The sequence below is a fragment of the Rothia sp. HMSC065D02 genome (assembly GCF_001815285.1).
In the GTDB taxonomy this organism is placed as follows: Bacteria; Actinomycetota; Actinomycetes; order Actinomycetales; family Micrococcaceae; genus Rothia; species Rothia dentocariosa.
This window is the reverse complement of the sequence record NZ_KV820092.1, coordinates 665,046-680,517: the sequence shown is the minus strand read 5'-3', so window position 1 is coordinate 680,517 and position 15,472 is coordinate 665,046. Positions and strand designations below refer to the sequence as shown.

The window sequence follows — 15,472 nt, the reverse complement described above, 5'->3', positions numbered from 1 at the left end:
ATGCGAAGTTGCAGGATGAAGAAGCCGAGCTGCTATTTGAGGAAAACCTGGAACCGGAAGAACGGATACGCCAGGTGCGAGCCTATATTCGGTTATGTACCGCCCTTATTATGCGCTTTGCTGATCCTGCGGATCCTCTGATCGTTGAGGGACTAAAAACTTTGGGGGCTCCGCTTACTTTGTATTGCGTGACTAATCCGGAAGGAATGACGGAAACGTGGTGGAATGGGGGAGAACCCAGCGAAGAAATTGCCGATGTACTTCGTGCCGCAGGGGTCAGTTATACACCCGGTCAGCATTCCATGAGCTATGAGGACTTTACTCGTGGTATCGCGAAGAAGCGTAGGAGATGGCAGGGACGTCAGCGATTTGAACCTCGACGTGAATGCGCTATGGCGGTATCTTGCGGTATATGGCTTGTAACCCCTGTTGATGATTTTTGGCCTAACCACCTTCAAGATTTAGGGGATGAAACTCCGTATGGTCTGTGGGGCAAGGGTGATCCCGCAAAATTACGGATACTAACAGAGTATTTTCAGAAATGTGTTGCGGTCGTTGGTTCGCGCGATGCGAGTGTGTACGGTGCTGATGCAACATCATATTTAGTACACGAATTAGCGCAGAAGAGTCACATTATTATCTCCGGTGGGGCTTATGGCATTGATGTGGCTGCCCATCGTGCTGCGCTTGCCGCAGGAAGTTCTGCGGTTCCTACGATTGCGCTCATGGCTGGAGGCCTGGATCATTTCTATCCCGTGCAGAACAGCGAGATTTTGCACCGTATTGTGGAGGAAGGCCTTATTCTGAGCGAAGTATCTATTGGAAATACCCCCACACGGTGGAGATTCCTAGAGCGTAACCGTCTTATTGCCGCCCTTTCACACGACATTGTGGTGGTAGAAGCACGTTGGAGGTCGGGCGCCCTCAACACCGCCCGGCACGGACTTGAAATCGGACGGGAACTTTGGGCTGTTCCAGGGAATATTAACTCTCCGAACTCTGTAGGTTGTCACAGGCTTATTCGGGATGGCTATGCTCGTATCCTGAGCGAGATACAAGATATTCTGGAAGCTCGTGAAGGGTTCGATGCTCTGCAGGAAGAAAAGCAAAGTCATGATCACGAGCAAAGCACAATTCTCGATACCATGTCGGAGGCGCAGGGACGGCTTTGGGACATGATGTCCCCACGGACCTACCGATCGGCGGAGGAACTTGCGGGCCACATCGGCTTGCCTTTGCGCGGTACTATGGTAGAACTGAGCCAATTGGCGCAACAAGGTCTGGCAGAAACCGATGGGTTCGGGTGGCGTAAAATACGGCAGGAAGCTCGCTCAGCATCATAGCTTAGTACATGGACTTGCTAACCTCGCAGAAGAGATAGGGACAGAAAGGAGGAAGGAGAAATGACAGCAGCATTTTGGGATGATAATAAAGAGCTTTCAAAGACTTTACCTATGCCCGATGCAGTTCTACCGGAAAGTTCATTAGCCCCTACCCTCCCCATGTCAGCAAGCCAGCAGGACCCCGCCCCAGACCTTGCTCCCGTCTTATCTGGAGAAGTATTTTTACCTATTGTCGAGCATTTCGAACGTTATCTCAGGTACGAGAAGTATCGTTCCGAAGAGACTATCCGATCGTACATATCTGATCTCTACGGGTTTTTCGGTTTTATCGGACGACGGGGAATTAGCCGTGTTGAAGATATAAACCTGCAGCTTATCCGTGAATGGCTGGGGTCTATGCACCTAAAACAAAATGCCAAGACAACTGTAGCTCGACGTGGTTCGACCCTGCGCACTTTTTTCAGCTGGGCTCATGAGGAAGAACTCATCACAGAAAATCCTACCCGGGGAATGAGTACGCCTAAGCGCGACCGACATCTTCCTGCTGTCCTGAGCCAGGAACAAATGAGCTCCGTTTTGGACACCGTAGCACTGCGATGCCGCGAAAATCCGCAGGATATCCGGATGCTGAGGCTTTGGGCTGTTCTAGAGGTTCTGTACTCATCGGGTATGCGTATCTCAGAACTTACAGGCTTGAATCTATCGAGTATAGACCGAGCTAATAAGACGGTTCGCGTTATCGGTAAAGGTAATAAAGAACGTGTTGTACCATTGGGAACCCCCGCGATGAAAGTTCTTTCACAGTGGGTCAAAATAGGGCGCCCGTATTGGATAGCCAAAGGTTCACGCGATGTAACTGCCCTGTTTATAGGGCCACGCGGCAAACGTGCAAACCCTCGACAAATTCGTGAAGATATTAGCCGAATCCTACGTACACTTGAGGATACCGAGGTTTCAGGGGCACATGTCCTTCGTCATTCTGCTGCAACTCATCTTGTTGACGGAGGGGCAGACATTCGTACCGTTCAAGAGCTGTTAGGGCACGCATCGCTCTCAACGACACAGATCTATACCCATGTCTCCATGAAACGTTTAGCAGATACCTATACTCGTGCTCATCCGCGAGCTTGAGTGTACGGAAGCGGAAAAGGCTATTGAAGTTTTTCGTGTGCCTGCCCTGCGCGGTAAGCGAAAAATGATGACGTTACAAGAAGTAGCTGGTATCTAGAAGGCATAAGATATCAAGACCAATATCCAGCGGAGCCTGTGGTGGGCGCTTATGGAATATACCGGCTAAGACAAAAGATGAGTAGAATATCTCTGGAGCGTTTATCAATAATATGTGGCATTTGAGCTACTCCGTACGATGATAAAGCGATAGAATACTATACGCGAGAGCATCATGAGCTATTTGAAAGGTCAAGAATGTACGCTATTGTCTGCCCCGGTCAAGGATCTCAAAAAAAGGGTTTTCTCACTCCTTGGCTTGAGATTGTTGGAGTTCGTGAACACTTTGAGCGTCTCTCACAAGCAGCAGAGCTTGACCTTATCCATTACGGCACCGAAGCCGAGGAAGAGGCTATTAAAGACACCGCTATTGCCCAGCCTTTGATTGTTGCTGCAGGTATTGTCACCGGGCGTCTAACGCTTGCTCGTCTAGGAACAGAGAATTTACTTTTCGCAGGGCACTCCGTAGGAGAAATTACAGCAGCTGCGCTTTCTGGAATTCTTAGCGATGAAGATGCTATGCGTTTTATTCGCGTTCGTGCCACCGGCATGGCCCAAGCCGCCACTGCATCCCCAACCGGTATGGCAGCAGTCCTGGGCGGCGATGAAGAAGAGGTTCGTGAAGCAATTAAAGCGGCGCAGCTGGTTGCAGCCAACTCCAATGGCGGTGGACAAATCGTTGCAGCAGGCGCACTTGACGCTCTTGAAAAATTCACTGAGAATCCACCGGCTCGTACTCGTGTTATTCCGCTTAAAGTTGCTGGTGCCTTTCACACAGAAGCTATGGCCCCGGCCGTGGAACCACTCAAGAAATTTGCAGACACGATCACGGTTGAAGATCCAAAGCACAAAATTTTGAGTAATCGCGATGGCTCTGTGGTCGCTACCGGACAGGAATTTCTCGATTCTCTCGTCAAGCAGGTTACAAACCCTGTGCGGTGGGATCTGTGTATGGCTCAGATGTTGCAAGACGAAGTCACCGATATTATTGAGGTAACACCTGCAGGAACCCTCGTCGGATTGGCAAAACGCGCAATGCGTGGTGTACCTTTCACCGCCGTTAACGCTCCTGAAGACCTCGAAAAATTTGGTGTATAGGTTTAAGGCGTATCAGATCAGACCCACGAAGAAACAGCTCAAGGAACAGTAAACACGTGACTACCCTCAAACAATATGAGAACAATCGTTACTCCCGCATTTTAGGCTATGGGGCTTCCCGTGGTGAGGTGATTGTTCATAATAACGATATCGTTGAAGCTATCAACTCGTCTGATGAGTGGATTAAGCAGCGTACCGGGATTTCAACCCGACATCGAGCTAGCGAAAACCAAACCGTTAATGACCTTGCAATCGCAGCAGCTCATGATGCGCTCGCCAACTCACACGTGATGGGTGAACAGATTGATGCCGTTATTATCTCAACAATTTCCCATCCGTATGCTACTCCGTCACTAGCTGTTCTGGTTGCGGATGCCATTGGGTCTCGGTGTCCTGCTTACGATATTTCTGCGGCCTGCGCTGGCTTCTGCTATGGTATAGCTCAGGCAGATGCTATGGTTCGTTCTGGTATGGCGCAGAATGTTCTCGTGATAGGCGTTGAAAAACTCTCAGATTTTATAGATAATACGGAACGTTCTATCTCATTCTTGTTGGGAGATGGAGCGGGTGCGGCTGTTGTTGGCGTATCAGATGAGCCTGGTATCGCCCCGACTATTTGGGGATCAGACGGCTCTCGTTGGGGAACTGTTGGAATGACCCATTCCCTCCTCGATATCCGTAACCGTGATTTTGTCGCTAACCCCGTGCAGGAAGACGAAAAGATTTGGCCTACCCTGCGTCAAGATGGACCTTCAGTCTTCCGCTGGGCCGTGTGGGAAATGGCAAAAGTTGCACAGCAGGCTTTAGAATCGGCAGGTATTACTCCGGATGAGCTGGGTGCATTAATTCCGCATCAGGCTAATGCTCGCATTATCGATCAGATGGCAAAAACCCTGAAATTGCCTGAAAATGTCGCTATTGCGCGAGATATTGCTGATGCTGGTAACACGTCTGCCGCCTCCGTTCCTTTGGCAGCGCATCGTCTTTTGCAGGAACAGCCTGAACTTTCTGGAAGATTTGCATTACAGATTGGTTTTGGGGCCGGTCTTGCATATGCGGCACAGGTTGTTGTTCTTCCGTAAGTTATCGAGATCATTCTTAAGGTATCTGAATATAACTTTTATGAGATAGCTCAAATTCGTACCTGCAAACACTAGATTTACAGTACGAATTTGAAAAACTCGGGGTTATTGTGTGAGATACTTACACAGACACGATAAACTCGATTATGCACATGCTCTTAACCAGGAGCGTGCTACCACTTCTATGACAAAGGAGCCCTTCATGGCTAACAAAGAAGAGATCCTCGCAGGTCTTGCTGAGATTGTAAACGAAGAGACCGGTGTTGAAGTTGAAGATGTTCAGCTGGATAAGTCCTTCACCGAAGACCTCGATATTGACTCTATCTCGATGATGACTATCGTAGTGAACGCTGAGGAAAAGTTCGAAGTTACTATTCCAGACGAAGAGGTCAAGAACCTCAAGACTGTTGGTGACGCAGTAGACTTTATCGCAAAAACAGCCTAAATTAGGCTGCCGACGGTGGGCGCGGGCAAGTAACCGCGCCCACCTGTCTAGTTTCACCCTCCACCGATATAACCAAGAAAGTGTGAAGATGTCTCGAAAAGTGTTGGTGACCGGTCTCGGCGCAACCACTCCTATTGGCGGCGACGTCCCCACCACCTGGGCAAATGCGCTTACAGGCGTCTCGGGTATCACTAAAATTGATGAGCCCTGGGTAGAAGAATACAGCTTGCCTGTTTACATCGCTGGGCGCCTCGCAGAGCCTGCTCACGAGTCAGAACGACTCACCAAAGTTGAAGCAAAGCGCTTAGATCCTTCAGGACAGCTAGCACTTATCGCTGCTCGTGAAGCCTGGGAAGATGCTGGTTTTTCGGGTTCCGACGCTGAATCCGCAGAAGAAGTTGATCCCTTACGCACCGGTGTAGCATTTGGTACTGGTATCGGTGGTGTGTGGACCCTGCTTGATGCGTGGGATACATTGCGTGAGAAAGGACCTCGAAGGGTTCTTCCCATGACAGTTCCCATGTTAATGCCTAACGGCAACGCAGCCGCTGTGTCGATGAACCTGAAAGCGCGCGCCGCTGCTCAAACCGTCGTATCTGCCTGTGCTTCTTCAACGGAAGCTATGGAGTTGGGGGTCGATATGATTCGCACAGGTAAAGCAGATGTGGTTGTTGTCGGCGGTTCCGAAGCAGCAATTCATCCTCTTCCGTTAGCGGCCTTTGCGCGTATGCAGGCACTATCGTCGCGTAACGATGACCCCGAAAAAGCCTCACGCCCTTATGATGTGGATCGTGACGGATTTGTGATGGGCGAAGGTGCCGCGGCTATGATTCTTGAGTCAGAGGAGCATGCCCGAGCCCGTGGAGCGCGAGTCTATGCCGAGCTAGCAGGTACCGGTGTCTCTGCTGATGCCTTCCATATAACCGCTCCCGATCCTGATGCTCTAGGAGCCACACGAGCTCTGCGTGAAGCACTCAAAGATGGGGATATTGACCCTGCTACAGTTGTGCATATTAACGCACACGCAACCTCAACTCCTGCGGGGGATCTACCGGAAGCAACTGCTATGCATGCTACTTTCGGTGAGCATACAAAGAATATTGCTGTTTCTGCAACCAAGTCTATGACGGGGCATCTTTTGGGTGGTGCAGGAGCCCTTGAAGCAGTGCTTACCGTATTGGCGATTTACAACCGCAAAGCTCCGGCTACTATTAATCTGGAAAACCAAGATCCGCAGATTGATCTTGACGTTGTGACACAGGCACGGGAGCTTCCTGAAGGAGAGATTGTTGGTATCTCGAATTCCTTCGGCTTTGGTGGACATAATGCAGTCGTCGCGTTCCGTTCTGTTGAGTAACTCTGCATAATACTGCATTGGGGTCTTCTCAGGAATTACCTGAGAAGGCCCTTTTCGTATCTGTGTACAGCTGAAGCCATGAAAAACAGTGAGGTATGCATACCTAACGCAGCTGTCATATCTGAAAGTACAGCGGGTAATAATATCAGGGAGGATTCCCACAGTTTTGTGGGGAATCCTCCCTGATTATTAATGAGAAGCGACTATTTTACTTGTGCTTATAGCGGTAGATAAACGCTGCCATCGCACCCCGTTCAACAGGTTGCCAAGGACGGAAGGTGCCATCAGCCCAACCGGTAGCGATACCAGTACCTTTGAGCCACATAATTTCTCGATAAAATTGATTGTTCGCTCCGACATCTGAGAAATTACGGCCTGCAGGCACCGCTGGCTTCCCCGCAAAACGGTAGAAGAAAGCTGCCATCGCATCGCGGTTGACACTATCGTGCGGACGGAAGGTGCCATCAGCCCAACCGGTAGCGATACCTTGCTGATGCATCCAGACAATTTCGCGATAGAACTGGTCTTGAGGCGCTACATCGCGGAAAGGTGAACGTGCTGGAAGATTAACCGGGGGAGAGCCCGCCATACGGTAGAAATAAGCTGCCATCGCAGCGCGTTCTACACCTGCGTCCGGTCGGAAAGTGCCATCCGGCCAACCGGTAGTAATTTTCTCGTTGGCTAACCATTCAATTTCTTTATAGAAAGGCGAGCTCTGCGGAACATCTCGGAACCGGGTCTTAGGAGCCGTTTCTACTCGGGGCGCGGGTTGAGGATGCCATGAACGGTTCTTTGCCCCCGCGTTGGTGGCTAGTGCACGTAAATCGTGAACCGTACCTGGGAAGAAATTCGAGTCTCCAACGAAAGGTCCTTCAGAAGAGAACTGCCAGATATCGTAATTACCCCACCCGGCTGGCATAGGACCGGGATAGTAGTTGTAATTTGCCAGATGCAGGAGGTGGTTACCGAACTCTGTTGCGCCTACGCATTGTCTCCACCAGTAATTAGCGGTATAAATCATAGGATATCGACCGGTGAGGCTGCGGTAGGTCTCCATGAAATCACGAATCCACCGAGTGAGATCGGCACTGCTCATGTTGTAGCAGGTGTTGCCAAGACTCGGATATGGGTTGTATTCAATATCGAGTAGGCCGGGCATTGTAATTCCGTCGTTACTCCATCCACCGCCATGTCTGACGAAATAGCGTGCCTGTTCAGCTCCAGAGGTAGAGCGTGGGTTGGCAAAATGATAGGCACCACGAATCATACCTGACTGTGCGGAACCGTTGTATTGCTGAGCAAAGTAAGGGTTAGTGTAATAGTTACCCTCTGTTGCTTTTGTGTATGCAAAACGGGAGCCCATATTATATGCACGGTTCCAGTCTACATTTCCTTGGTATGAAGAAACGTCCATACCGAGGGTCCCACCTGTGGGAGTCCACATGGAAGTGGCATTAGGGGAGATCTTGCCAAGAGTTGAGGATTGCGACTCTGCAAGGCGAGCTCGCTCACCTGCACCCATTGGAGTATTCATTTCCTCGTGAGCGGGAATTTGAGCTGTAGCAGAAGCATCAGAAGTATTTTCATGAGCTACTGCCGGGCTTATAGTCCCTAGAGCCAGCACCATAGCGCCAACGGCTGCTAGGGTCTTTGAAATAGACTTTTGCCGGTTAAAAAGTTTCATGTTTACCTGCAATTTTATTTAGTTGTGTATGTGAGAGTGATATGTGCTGCGCATGATTTAAAAATACGAATGAGTTTTTCGATTCTTAAAAATGCACTGCAGTTCGTGCTCTTCAGGGGAAGCATGAACGAAATGTATTCTAGAGATAATTTCCTATAAATTTCAAATATTCTGCTGCTTTGTAGCATGGTTTTTCGGGGTTGTGAGTATTTTTTGAGCATCAGGTATTAATATTCCTTATATTCCAGATTTAATATCATTAAATTATATGTTAAACCTCATATATGGCGAAAATGGTTTTATGTTTTTTAATATAAACAGGTGGGAGTGAACAATACATTCTATATGAGAGTGTATAATATATAAATCACAGACTTAGATGTACATAAATTAGTTATATCTTTACCTACACATGTGCAAGTACTGGTGCCTTCTCCAAGACCTGCTTTTGGCGATCTTGCGTGGTGTGCCATAATTGACCCGTAATCGTGCTCCGGGGTCGGTGAAATTCCGAACCGGCGGTGACAGTCCGCGAACCGTGCGTATCAGTTATTGTGATGCTTACGGCCGAACCGGTGCAACTCCGGTACCGACAGTACAGTCTGGATGGTAGGCAGCACGAGCAGAAAGCACGGGATGCGGTCACGGTATATATTCGAAACCGTTATCTAATGTTCCAGCAATTGCCGGAATCAATGCATTTTGTTCTCCCCGGAGTCGCCGCAATGACGATGAAAGGGAGGAACAGTGAACGTTCTGCGGTGGCTCTTCGACGCACAAATACAGTTTGGAGACCAGATTCTTCTTGTGCGCGAAGTTTTAGGTAACCTTTTCGGTTTAGCCTCAGCTTTGGGCGGAATGCGCCGTAAAGTCTGGGCATGGCCGATCGGTATAGCCGGAAATCTGCTGCTTTTTACCGTTTTTATGGGTGCCTTCTTCGGCAGCCCCAACCCCATTAATATGCTTGGTCAGGCTGGGCGCCAGGTTATGTTCATAACTGTTTCTGTATGGGGCTGGTATCGTTGGCGGCAGTCCTGCAGAGCTCAAGGAACGCGTGCCGAGGGGGCAGCTGTAATTCCACGATGGGCATCCAGGCTGGAACGTTTTAGCATTATCTCTGTACTTATTCTTGGCACGATAGCGTTAACTCCAATATTTCGTTCTCTAGGGTCATACGAGCCCGTATGGTCAGATGCTTGGATATTTACCGGTTCGCTTATAGCGACCTATGGTATGGCACGAGGATGGGTAGAGTTCTGGCTAATTTGGGTTGCTGTTGATATTGTTGGTGTTCCGCTGCTTTGGAGCGCAGGCTACTATGCCACCTCTCTGATGTATGTTTTCTACGGATGCTTTACTCTTGTAGGCTTCTTCGTATGGTGGAGTACTCGGAATCGTGCAGAAAAAACCCGAGTCCAAACGCAATTTCCGGATATTACTGTTGACGTGGAATCGAGCAAATCATGACAACGTATCTAGGTCCTGAGATGTATACGCCCGTAAATGATCTTGACTATTCTGCTGCGGAGTACGGTCATCTTCAAGGAATACCCGCTTCGGTAACTGTGAAGGTCCCTGAAGGGGCATTGACCGATGATCGTGCTATGAGTTTGGCTATAGAAGCCGCTCGTCAGGGTATACGAGGGGCTAACCCACTTGTTGGAGCGGTTATTACAAACTCTGCCGGTCAAGTACTGCATATTGGATGGCATCGCGGGGCAGGAACCCCTCACGCTGAAGCTGATGCCCTAGCTCAAGCCCGCGCGGCTGGCACGGATATGAGCGATGCAAAAATGTATGTGTCGCTAGAACCCTGCAATCATACAGGCAAAACTGGTCCGTGCTCGCATGCTATCAAAGAAGCTGGAATTTCTCAGGTCTTTTATGCATATCCAGATAGGAACGCTCAGGCTTCTGGCGGAGCAGAATATTTACGCTCTCACGGAGTCGTAACAACGTATATGCGAGAATTTGCTGAGGACTCGTACTCGCTAAATGAACGATGGTTTATTTCGGTCGCAGAAAAACGACCATTTATTACCGTTAAATCTGCTTCAACTCTTGACGGTTTTATCGCGGCAGCAGACGGCACCAGTAAATGGATAACTGGTTCACAAGCACGTGCTGATGGGCATCTCATCCGAAAACGCGCAGACGCCGTGATGATCGGAACCCGCACTACACTCCTTGATAATCCCTCACTAGATGCCCGTGATATCTCAGGGCAACGCTACAAGAAACAGCCTTTACGGGTTGTCATGGGAGAAACAGATATACCAAGCACCTATAAAGTGTGTGGTCTAGGTACAAGAGACCCAGAAAATTACATGCAGGTTTACACTCACGAGCCCAGAGTCCTTCTTGACGAACTTTACAGTCGTGGGGTGCGACACCTCATGATTGAGGGAGGACCGGGAATGGTTGGTCTATTTACCGGGGAAGATCTTCTTGACGAACTTGTTTGGTACCGCGCTCCTATACTCATGGGGCACGGTAAAAGTGCAATGTACCGACTTATTACCAACACGTTGGAAAATGCCCCTCGTCTGCAGCTTGATGATCTCGGGATGCTTCCCGCAGTTCGGGTCTTAGGCGAAGACACCGCAACGCACCTGATACCAAGCCCACGCAGTACCGCAAAAAATACGCCGGGTATTCGTCGTGTACTCCCACGTTTCACTCACAAATATTTTCCAGAACCACGAGAATAAAAATTACAAAAGTTACGCATAATTCCTGGAAACAAAGTGTAGGAAAGGGAACATCGTCTTTGAGATCGTTCCGGTATGCACCTGCACGATATTTCGGGGAATAAAGGACTCGTCTTTATAGTTGTAGTGCAAGTATCGTAGCGGCATCTGAATTCCATCTCGGTGCAGCTGCCACAGAGGAGAAGACACACATGTTCACAGGAATTATCGGTGCGCTAGGTACCGTTGAATCCGTTCAACCAGTCTATAATGCTCAAGGGGCTTCGACCGGAGCTGCATATATCACTATTAACGCTGGTGACATTGTCTCTGACTTGGACCATGGAGGATCCCTAGCTGTCAACGGTGTATGCCTAACTGCCGTTGATGAGGATAGCATTGAACCGCAGCAATTTCGCGCTTATGCCATGGGGGAGACGCTCACTCGGACCAATCTAGGCACACTAACTCAAGGATCGGTCGTTAACCTTGAACGGTGCATGCCTGCCAGCGGAAGGTTCGACGGACACGTAGTCCAGGGACACGTAGATGGTATCGCGACGGTTACATCAATAACGGAACATGATGCATGGTGCACTGTTCGTTTTTCCATTCCTCAAGAACTTGCTCCGTATCTGGTTGAGAAAGGTTCTATTGCCGTCTCCGGCGTATCGCTGACAGTAACAGCGGTTTCTGCCTCTGTTGAGAGCGCTCCCTGGTTTGAAGTCGGTTTAATTCCTGAAACTCTTAGCGCAACTAATCTAGGGCAGCTTACCGTAGGAGATACTGTCAATCTTGAAACAGACGCGCTCGCTAAATATGTAGCCCGGTTGATGGAAACGAGAAATATAGATTTCCATGAAACTTCCGTAGTTGCACAAGAGCTGGATTCTATTCAGGAGGCCATTGAGGCTATCTCCGCCGGTCGAGCTGTCGTTGTAGTGGATGATGAAAACCGTGAAAATGAGGGAGATATAATTTTTGCGGCTGAATATGCTACAGAAGAACTCATGGGATTTACTATCCGCTATACTTCCGGAGTGATATGTGCTCCAATGAGTCACGAACGCGCAGACAGCATGAACTTACCGCCGATGACCGCGCACAATGAAGATCCTAAAGGTACTGCATATACGGTTTCTTGCGATGCGCGTGTAGGAAGCACAACAGGTATTAGCGCTGCCGATCGTGCCCGTACAGTCAGAGTTCTTGCAGACGCCTCAGCGGGCCCTGAAGATTTGAGCCGTCCGGGGCATATATTTCCCTTGCGTGCCGTAGCTGGTGGGGTTTTGGAACGTGCTGGGCATACAGAAGCGGCCGTAGAACTTACTCGTGCGGCAGGTCTTTCGGGCGTAGGCGTTATCGCCGAGCTTGTTCATGATGATGGAAGTATGATGCGCTTTGAGGCTTTGCGCTCTTTTGCAGCTGCACACAGCCTCCCCATGATTTCGATCGAAGACCTTATTCAGTATGTGAAGGAACGAGCATGAGTGATACTCCAGAAAAGCAGAGCACTCAGCACAAGCACATACCCTCAGAGCTCGAATTCGAGAAACGCGATCTTGCTGAGAGATTTGCCCACCAATACACAGCTTCGCCTTTAGACTTAGTGCCTCATCCCAGCCCGCAACTGGTGGAATCGACCGTTGAGGTTATTGTTCCTACACCCCATGGAAACTTTGGGGTACGTGCTTGGCGGTTTGCCGATGGTGCTGAGCATATGAGCATTCGTGCTTTAGACGACCAAGGGAACCCTATTGCATTTTCGGGAGAAGCTCAGATTCCCGCAGTGCGAATCCACTCCGAATGCGCTACTGGAGATATTCTGGGCTCCTTCCGATGCGACTGTGGTCAGCAGCTTGAGAATGGGTTAAAAATTCTCTCGCGTTATGGTGGTTGGATTCTCTATATTCGCAATCATGAAGGGCGGGGTATTGGGCTTGTAAATAAGTTGCGAGCCTATGCACTTCAAGATGTTGGCCTTGATACCCTAGACGCAAATTTAGCGCTTGGCTTAGACGAAGATATGCGTGATTACACGCAGGCGGCACTTATTCTGCAAGAACTCGGGGTTCATAATCTGCGACTTATCACAAATAATCCGGCAAAGGTTGACGCGCTGACCGAGCTGGGGCTTGAAGTACATGAGGTAATTCCTGACGAAATTCCGGCGCGTGCTGAGAACGCCAAGTACCTTGAAACAAAACGTCGGCGTATGGGGCATAGGCTCCATGGGCCTAGTATATAGTTCTTCTGGCTGATAACAGCTTGCTGTGTGGTCAGAGGACGACTTTGCGATATAAACCAACGACACCAAGGAGTTAAGAAATATGAGCGGCGCAGGAGCAGCAGATACCACTCTCAATCCCGAGGACTACACTGGATTCAAACTAGCTATTGTTGCGGCAAGCTGGCACACTCAGGTCATGGAAGGGTTACTCAATGGGGCGCAGCGCGCCGCCGCTGATGCGGGGCTGGAGCCGACTATTGTGCGTGTTCCGGGGACTTTTGAACTACCTGTTGCAGCAACCCGTCTTGCCGAAAAATACGATGCGATTGTTGCCCTCGGCGTTGTTATTCGCGGTGGAACTCCTCACTTTGACTTCGTATGTCAGGGCGCTACGAGTGGTCTGACCGATGTTTCCGTGCTGACTGGTCGCCCGGTCGGTTTCGGGGTACTCACCTGCGATAATGAACAACAAGCTCTAGACCGTGCCGGACTTCCTGGTTCCTCTGAAGACAAAGGCTATGAGGCAACGGCGGCAGCTTTGCAAACCGCAGCGACTCTCAAACGACTGAGCTAATTAACAGCGCGAAGTGTCAATTTTGATACTTCGCGCTGTTTGTTCAAACCACTGTTAGATGTGGTGGAACTTGTACACTAATACGAGAGCCCCAGGCAACAGTTTGGGCATCAGCAATCGAGCACGAAGGATTAGTCCTATGCAGGATTTGGGCATTATCTCACCCTCTCTTGAAGAATTCCGGGAACGCGCAGTGACTCACCGAGTTATTCCGGTGTGCATCAAAATTCTTGCAGACTCGCTCACACCCATTGGTATTTATCGTTCGCTGGTTCTACACGATGGTGCCGCTGATCCTGGAACTTTTTTGCTTGAATCGGCTAAGATCGCGACCGAGGGGGAATCGGCAGCTTGGGACCGGTATTCTTTTATCGGCGCTTCTTCTCGTTCAACCCTGACCACACGAGACGGCAAGATGTATTGGCAAGGGCAAACTCCGGCGGGGGCCCCAACAGAAGGCGACCCCGTTGAAGCTATCGATCAAACCCTTCGTATGCTTCATACTGAACCGGTTCCTGGCCTTCCACCGTTAACATCGGGGTTGGTAGGTTACTTGGGCTGGGACGTAGTACGCCGCTGGGAGAACCTGCCGTATCCGCCAGCTGATGACGTGAATCTCCCAGAATTTGCCTTGAACATGGTTTCTGATATGGCAATCCATGATAATACTGACGGTACAGTGCTCTTGATCGCAAATGCCATTAACTTCAACGGTACCGATGAAAATGTGGATGATGCATACGTCGATGCGGTCGAACGTCTGCACCGTATGCTGCAGCAGCTAGAACAGGGTGCCTCTGAAACGGCATCGGTTTTAACCGGCGTTTCTGAGGTAAATGCTCGAATTCATCGTGAGGTTACTCAAACTTGGTCGGTGCAAGGTTATCAAGACGCAATTGATCGTTGTAAGAAAAATATTATTGATGGCGACATCTTTCAGATCGTGATCTCACGTCGTTTTGAAGTTGAAACTGGCGCGGATGCGCTTGATGTCTATCGCGTCCTTCGTCAATCTAACCCTTCACCCTACATGTACCTCTTTAACTTTGAGGATGCTGAGGGTATTCCTTTCCAAATTGTTGGTTCCTCCCCAGAAGCCTTGGTGACCCTCAAGGAGGGTCGTGCGACCTCGCATCCTATCGCTGGTTCCCGGCCTCGCGGTGCAACTCGTGAACAGGATATAGCTCTTGCTGAAGAGCTTCTTGCCGATCAAAAAGAGCGCTCTGAGCATTTGATGCTGGTTGATTTGGCGCGTAATGATCTGTCTCGAATTGCAAAGCCTGGAACGGTCTCTGTTGATGAGTTCATGGTGATTGAGCGGTTTAGCCATATCATGCATATTTCTTCCTCAGTGAGTGCTGAACTTGACCCTCAATTCAGTGCTTACGATGTACTTCGCGTTGCTTTTCCGGCGGGGACTCTCTCGGGGGCTCCCAAACCGCGGGCCATGCAGCTTATCGACGAGTATGAGCCGACCCGCCGTGGGGTTTATGGGGGTGTCTGCGGATATTTTGATTTTGCTGGAAACATGGACATGGCTATTGCAATTCGTACTGCTGTTCTCAAGGGAACAAAAGCTTATGTACAGGCTGGAGCCGGTATTGTGATGGACTCCAACCCGGAGTCCGAGACTGAAGAGACCGTAAATAAGTCAGCTGCTCCGCTCCGTGCTGTATTGACGGCATCGGGTCTGAAACCTCTGCAGACAAAACGCGTTACCACAGCAGATTAAGAACCTGCGG

The 15,472-nt window shown here is 49.7% G+C and carries 13 protein-coding genes and 1 riboswitch; of the genes, 12 read left to right on the top strand and 1 reads right to left on the bottom strand.

Annotated elements, in window-relative coordinates; translation table 11 throughout:
* Positions 1-8: 8 nt before the first annotated feature.
* From dprA to fabF, 6 genes are all read left to right on the top strand, one after another.
* Positions 9-1,343, top strand: a complete 1,335-nt coding sequence (gene dprA, locus HMPREF3016_RS10335; RefSeq protein ID WP_246828539.1) for a DNA-processing protein DprA — start codon at positions 9-11, stop codon at positions 1,341-1,343.
* Positions 1,344-1,403: 60 nt separating this feature from the next.
* A complete protein-coding gene (locus tag HMPREF3016_RS10330; protein WP_083315916.1) occupies positions 1,404-2,474 on the top strand; it encodes a tyrosine recombinase XerC in 1,071 nt (356 codons plus the stop codon).
* Positions 2,475-2,768: 294 nt separating this feature from the next.
* Positions 2,769-3,668, top strand: coding sequence for an ACP S-malonyltransferase (locus tag HMPREF3016_RS10325; protein ID WP_070741968.1), 900 nt, complete (start codon positions 2,769-2,771; stop codon positions 3,666-3,668).
* 56 nt (positions 3,669-3,724) lie between these two features.
* A complete protein-coding gene (locus tag HMPREF3016_RS10320; protein ID WP_070448639.1) occupies positions 3,725-4,750 on the top strand; it encodes a beta-ketoacyl-ACP synthase III in 1,026 nt (341 codons plus the stop codon).
* 202 nt (positions 4,751-4,952) lie between these two features.
* Entirely contained in the window at positions 4,953-5,195 is a 243-nt protein-coding gene (locus tag HMPREF3016_RS10315) for an acyl carrier protein (protein WP_004004541.1), read from the top strand.
* An 88-nt stretch (positions 5,196-5,283) separates the two neighbouring features.
* Positions 5,284-6,552 carry a beta-ketoacyl-ACP synthase II gene (gene fabF, locus HMPREF3016_RS10310; protein ID WP_048751633.1) on the top strand — a complete coding sequence of 423 codons (1,269 nt, stop codon included), beginning with the start codon at positions 5,284-5,286 and terminating at the stop codon, positions 6,550-6,552.
* A gap of 208 nt (positions 6,553-6,760) precedes the next feature.
* Here the strand turns inward: fabF and HMPREF3016_RS10305 are convergent, their stop codons facing one another.
* Positions 6,761-8,236 (bottom strand): GH25 family lysozyme, encoded by a 1,476-nt coding sequence (locus tag HMPREF3016_RS10305; RefSeq protein WP_070741965.1) that lies wholly within the window; start codon positions 8,234-8,236, stop codon positions 6,761-6,763.
* A 484-nt stretch (positions 8,237-8,720) separates the two neighbouring features.
* Positions 8,721-8,860: riboswitch (FMN riboswitch) on the top strand.
* 123 nt (positions 8,861-8,983) lie between these two features.
* On the opposite strand from HMPREF3016_RS10305, the gene pnuC reads away from it, so the two are divergent.
* The 6 genes from pnuC to HMPREF3016_RS10275 all read left to right on the top strand — a co-directional run bounded on the left by pnuC (position 8,984) and on the right by HMPREF3016_RS10275 (position 15,462).
* Complete coding sequence (gene pnuC / locus HMPREF3016_RS10300; RefSeq protein ID WP_070741961.1) at positions 8,984-9,703, top strand: nicotinamide riboside transporter PnuC; 720 nt, start codon at positions 8,984-8,986, stop codon at positions 9,701-9,703.
* Positions 9,700-10,947 carry a bifunctional diaminohydroxyphosphoribosylaminopyrimidine deaminase/5-amino-6-(5-phosphoribosylamino)uracil reductase RibD gene (gene ribD / locus HMPREF3016_RS10295; RefSeq protein WP_048751636.1) on the top strand — a complete coding sequence of 416 codons (1,248 nt, stop codon included), beginning with the start codon at positions 9,700-9,702 and terminating at the stop codon, positions 10,945-10,947. Before pnuC ends, ribD begins: the two co-directional genes overlap by 4 nt.
* Positions 10,948-11,138: 191 nt before the next feature.
* Positions 11,139-12,416: a 3,4-dihydroxy-2-butanone-4-phosphate synthase gene (gene ribB / locus HMPREF3016_RS10290; protein WP_048751637.1), complete on the top strand. Its 1,278-nt coding sequence runs from the start codon at positions 11,139-11,141 to the stop codon at positions 12,414-12,416.
* Positions 12,413-13,174, top strand: a complete 762-nt coding sequence (locus HMPREF3016_RS10285; RefSeq protein WP_013398969.1) for a GTP cyclohydrolase II — start codon at positions 12,413-12,415, stop codon at positions 13,172-13,174. Before ribB ends, HMPREF3016_RS10285 begins: the two co-directional genes overlap by 4 nt.
* Before the next feature lie 82 nt (positions 13,175-13,256).
* Positions 13,257-13,730, top strand: a complete 474-nt coding sequence (gene ribH, locus HMPREF3016_RS10280; RefSeq protein ID WP_048751639.1) for a 6,7-dimethyl-8-ribityllumazine synthase — start codon at positions 13,257-13,259, stop codon at positions 13,728-13,730.
* 139 nt (positions 13,731-13,869) lie between these two features.
* A complete protein-coding gene (locus HMPREF3016_RS10275) occupies positions 13,870-15,462 on the top strand; it encodes an anthranilate synthase component I (RefSeq protein WP_070741959.1) in 1,593 nt (530 codons plus the stop codon).
* The last annotated feature ends 10 nt before the right edge of the window (positions 15,463-15,472 follow it).

What these genes read in the sequence shown, in the direction of transcription:
- HMPREF3016_RS10330 (WP_083315916.1), top strand. Translation starts at nt 1,404, where the DNA reads ATGACAGCAGCATTTTGGGATGATAATAAAGAGCTTTCAAAGACTTTA.
- HMPREF3016_RS10285 (WP_013398969.1), top strand. Translation starts at nt 12,413, where the DNA reads ATGAGTGATACTCCAGAAAAGCAGAGCACTCAGCACAAGCACATACCC.
- ribH (WP_048751639.1), top strand. Translation starts at nt 13,257, where the DNA reads ATGAGCGGCGCAGGAGCAGCAGATACCACTCTCAATCCCGAGGACTAC.
- HMPREF3016_RS10305 (WP_070741965.1), bottom strand. Translation starts at nt 8,236, where the DNA reads ATGAAACTTTTTAACCGGCAAAAGTCTATTTCAAAGACCCTAGCAGCC.
- ribB (WP_048751637.1), top strand. Translation starts at nt 11,139, where the DNA reads ATGTTCACAGGAATTATCGGTGCGCTAGGTACCGTTGAATCCGTTCAA.
- HMPREF3016_RS10315 (WP_004004541.1), top strand. Translation starts at nt 4,953, where the DNA reads ATGGCTAACAAAGAAGAGATCCTCGCAGGTCTTGCTGAGATTGTAAAC.
- fabF (WP_048751633.1), top strand. Translation starts at nt 5,284, where the DNA reads ATGTCTCGAAAAGTGTTGGTGACCGGTCTCGGCGCAACCACTCCTATT.
- ribD (WP_048751636.1), top strand. Translation starts at nt 9,700, where the DNA reads ATGACAACGTATCTAGGTCCTGAGATGTATACGCCCGTAAATGATCTT.
- HMPREF3016_RS10275 (WP_070741959.1), top strand. Translation starts at nt 13,870, where the DNA reads ATGCAGGATTTGGGCATTATCTCACCCTCTCTTGAAGAATTCCGGGAA.
- HMPREF3016_RS10325 (WP_070741968.1), top strand. Translation starts at nt 2,769, where the DNA reads ATGTACGCTATTGTCTGCCCCGGTCAAGGATCTCAAAAAAAGGGTTTT.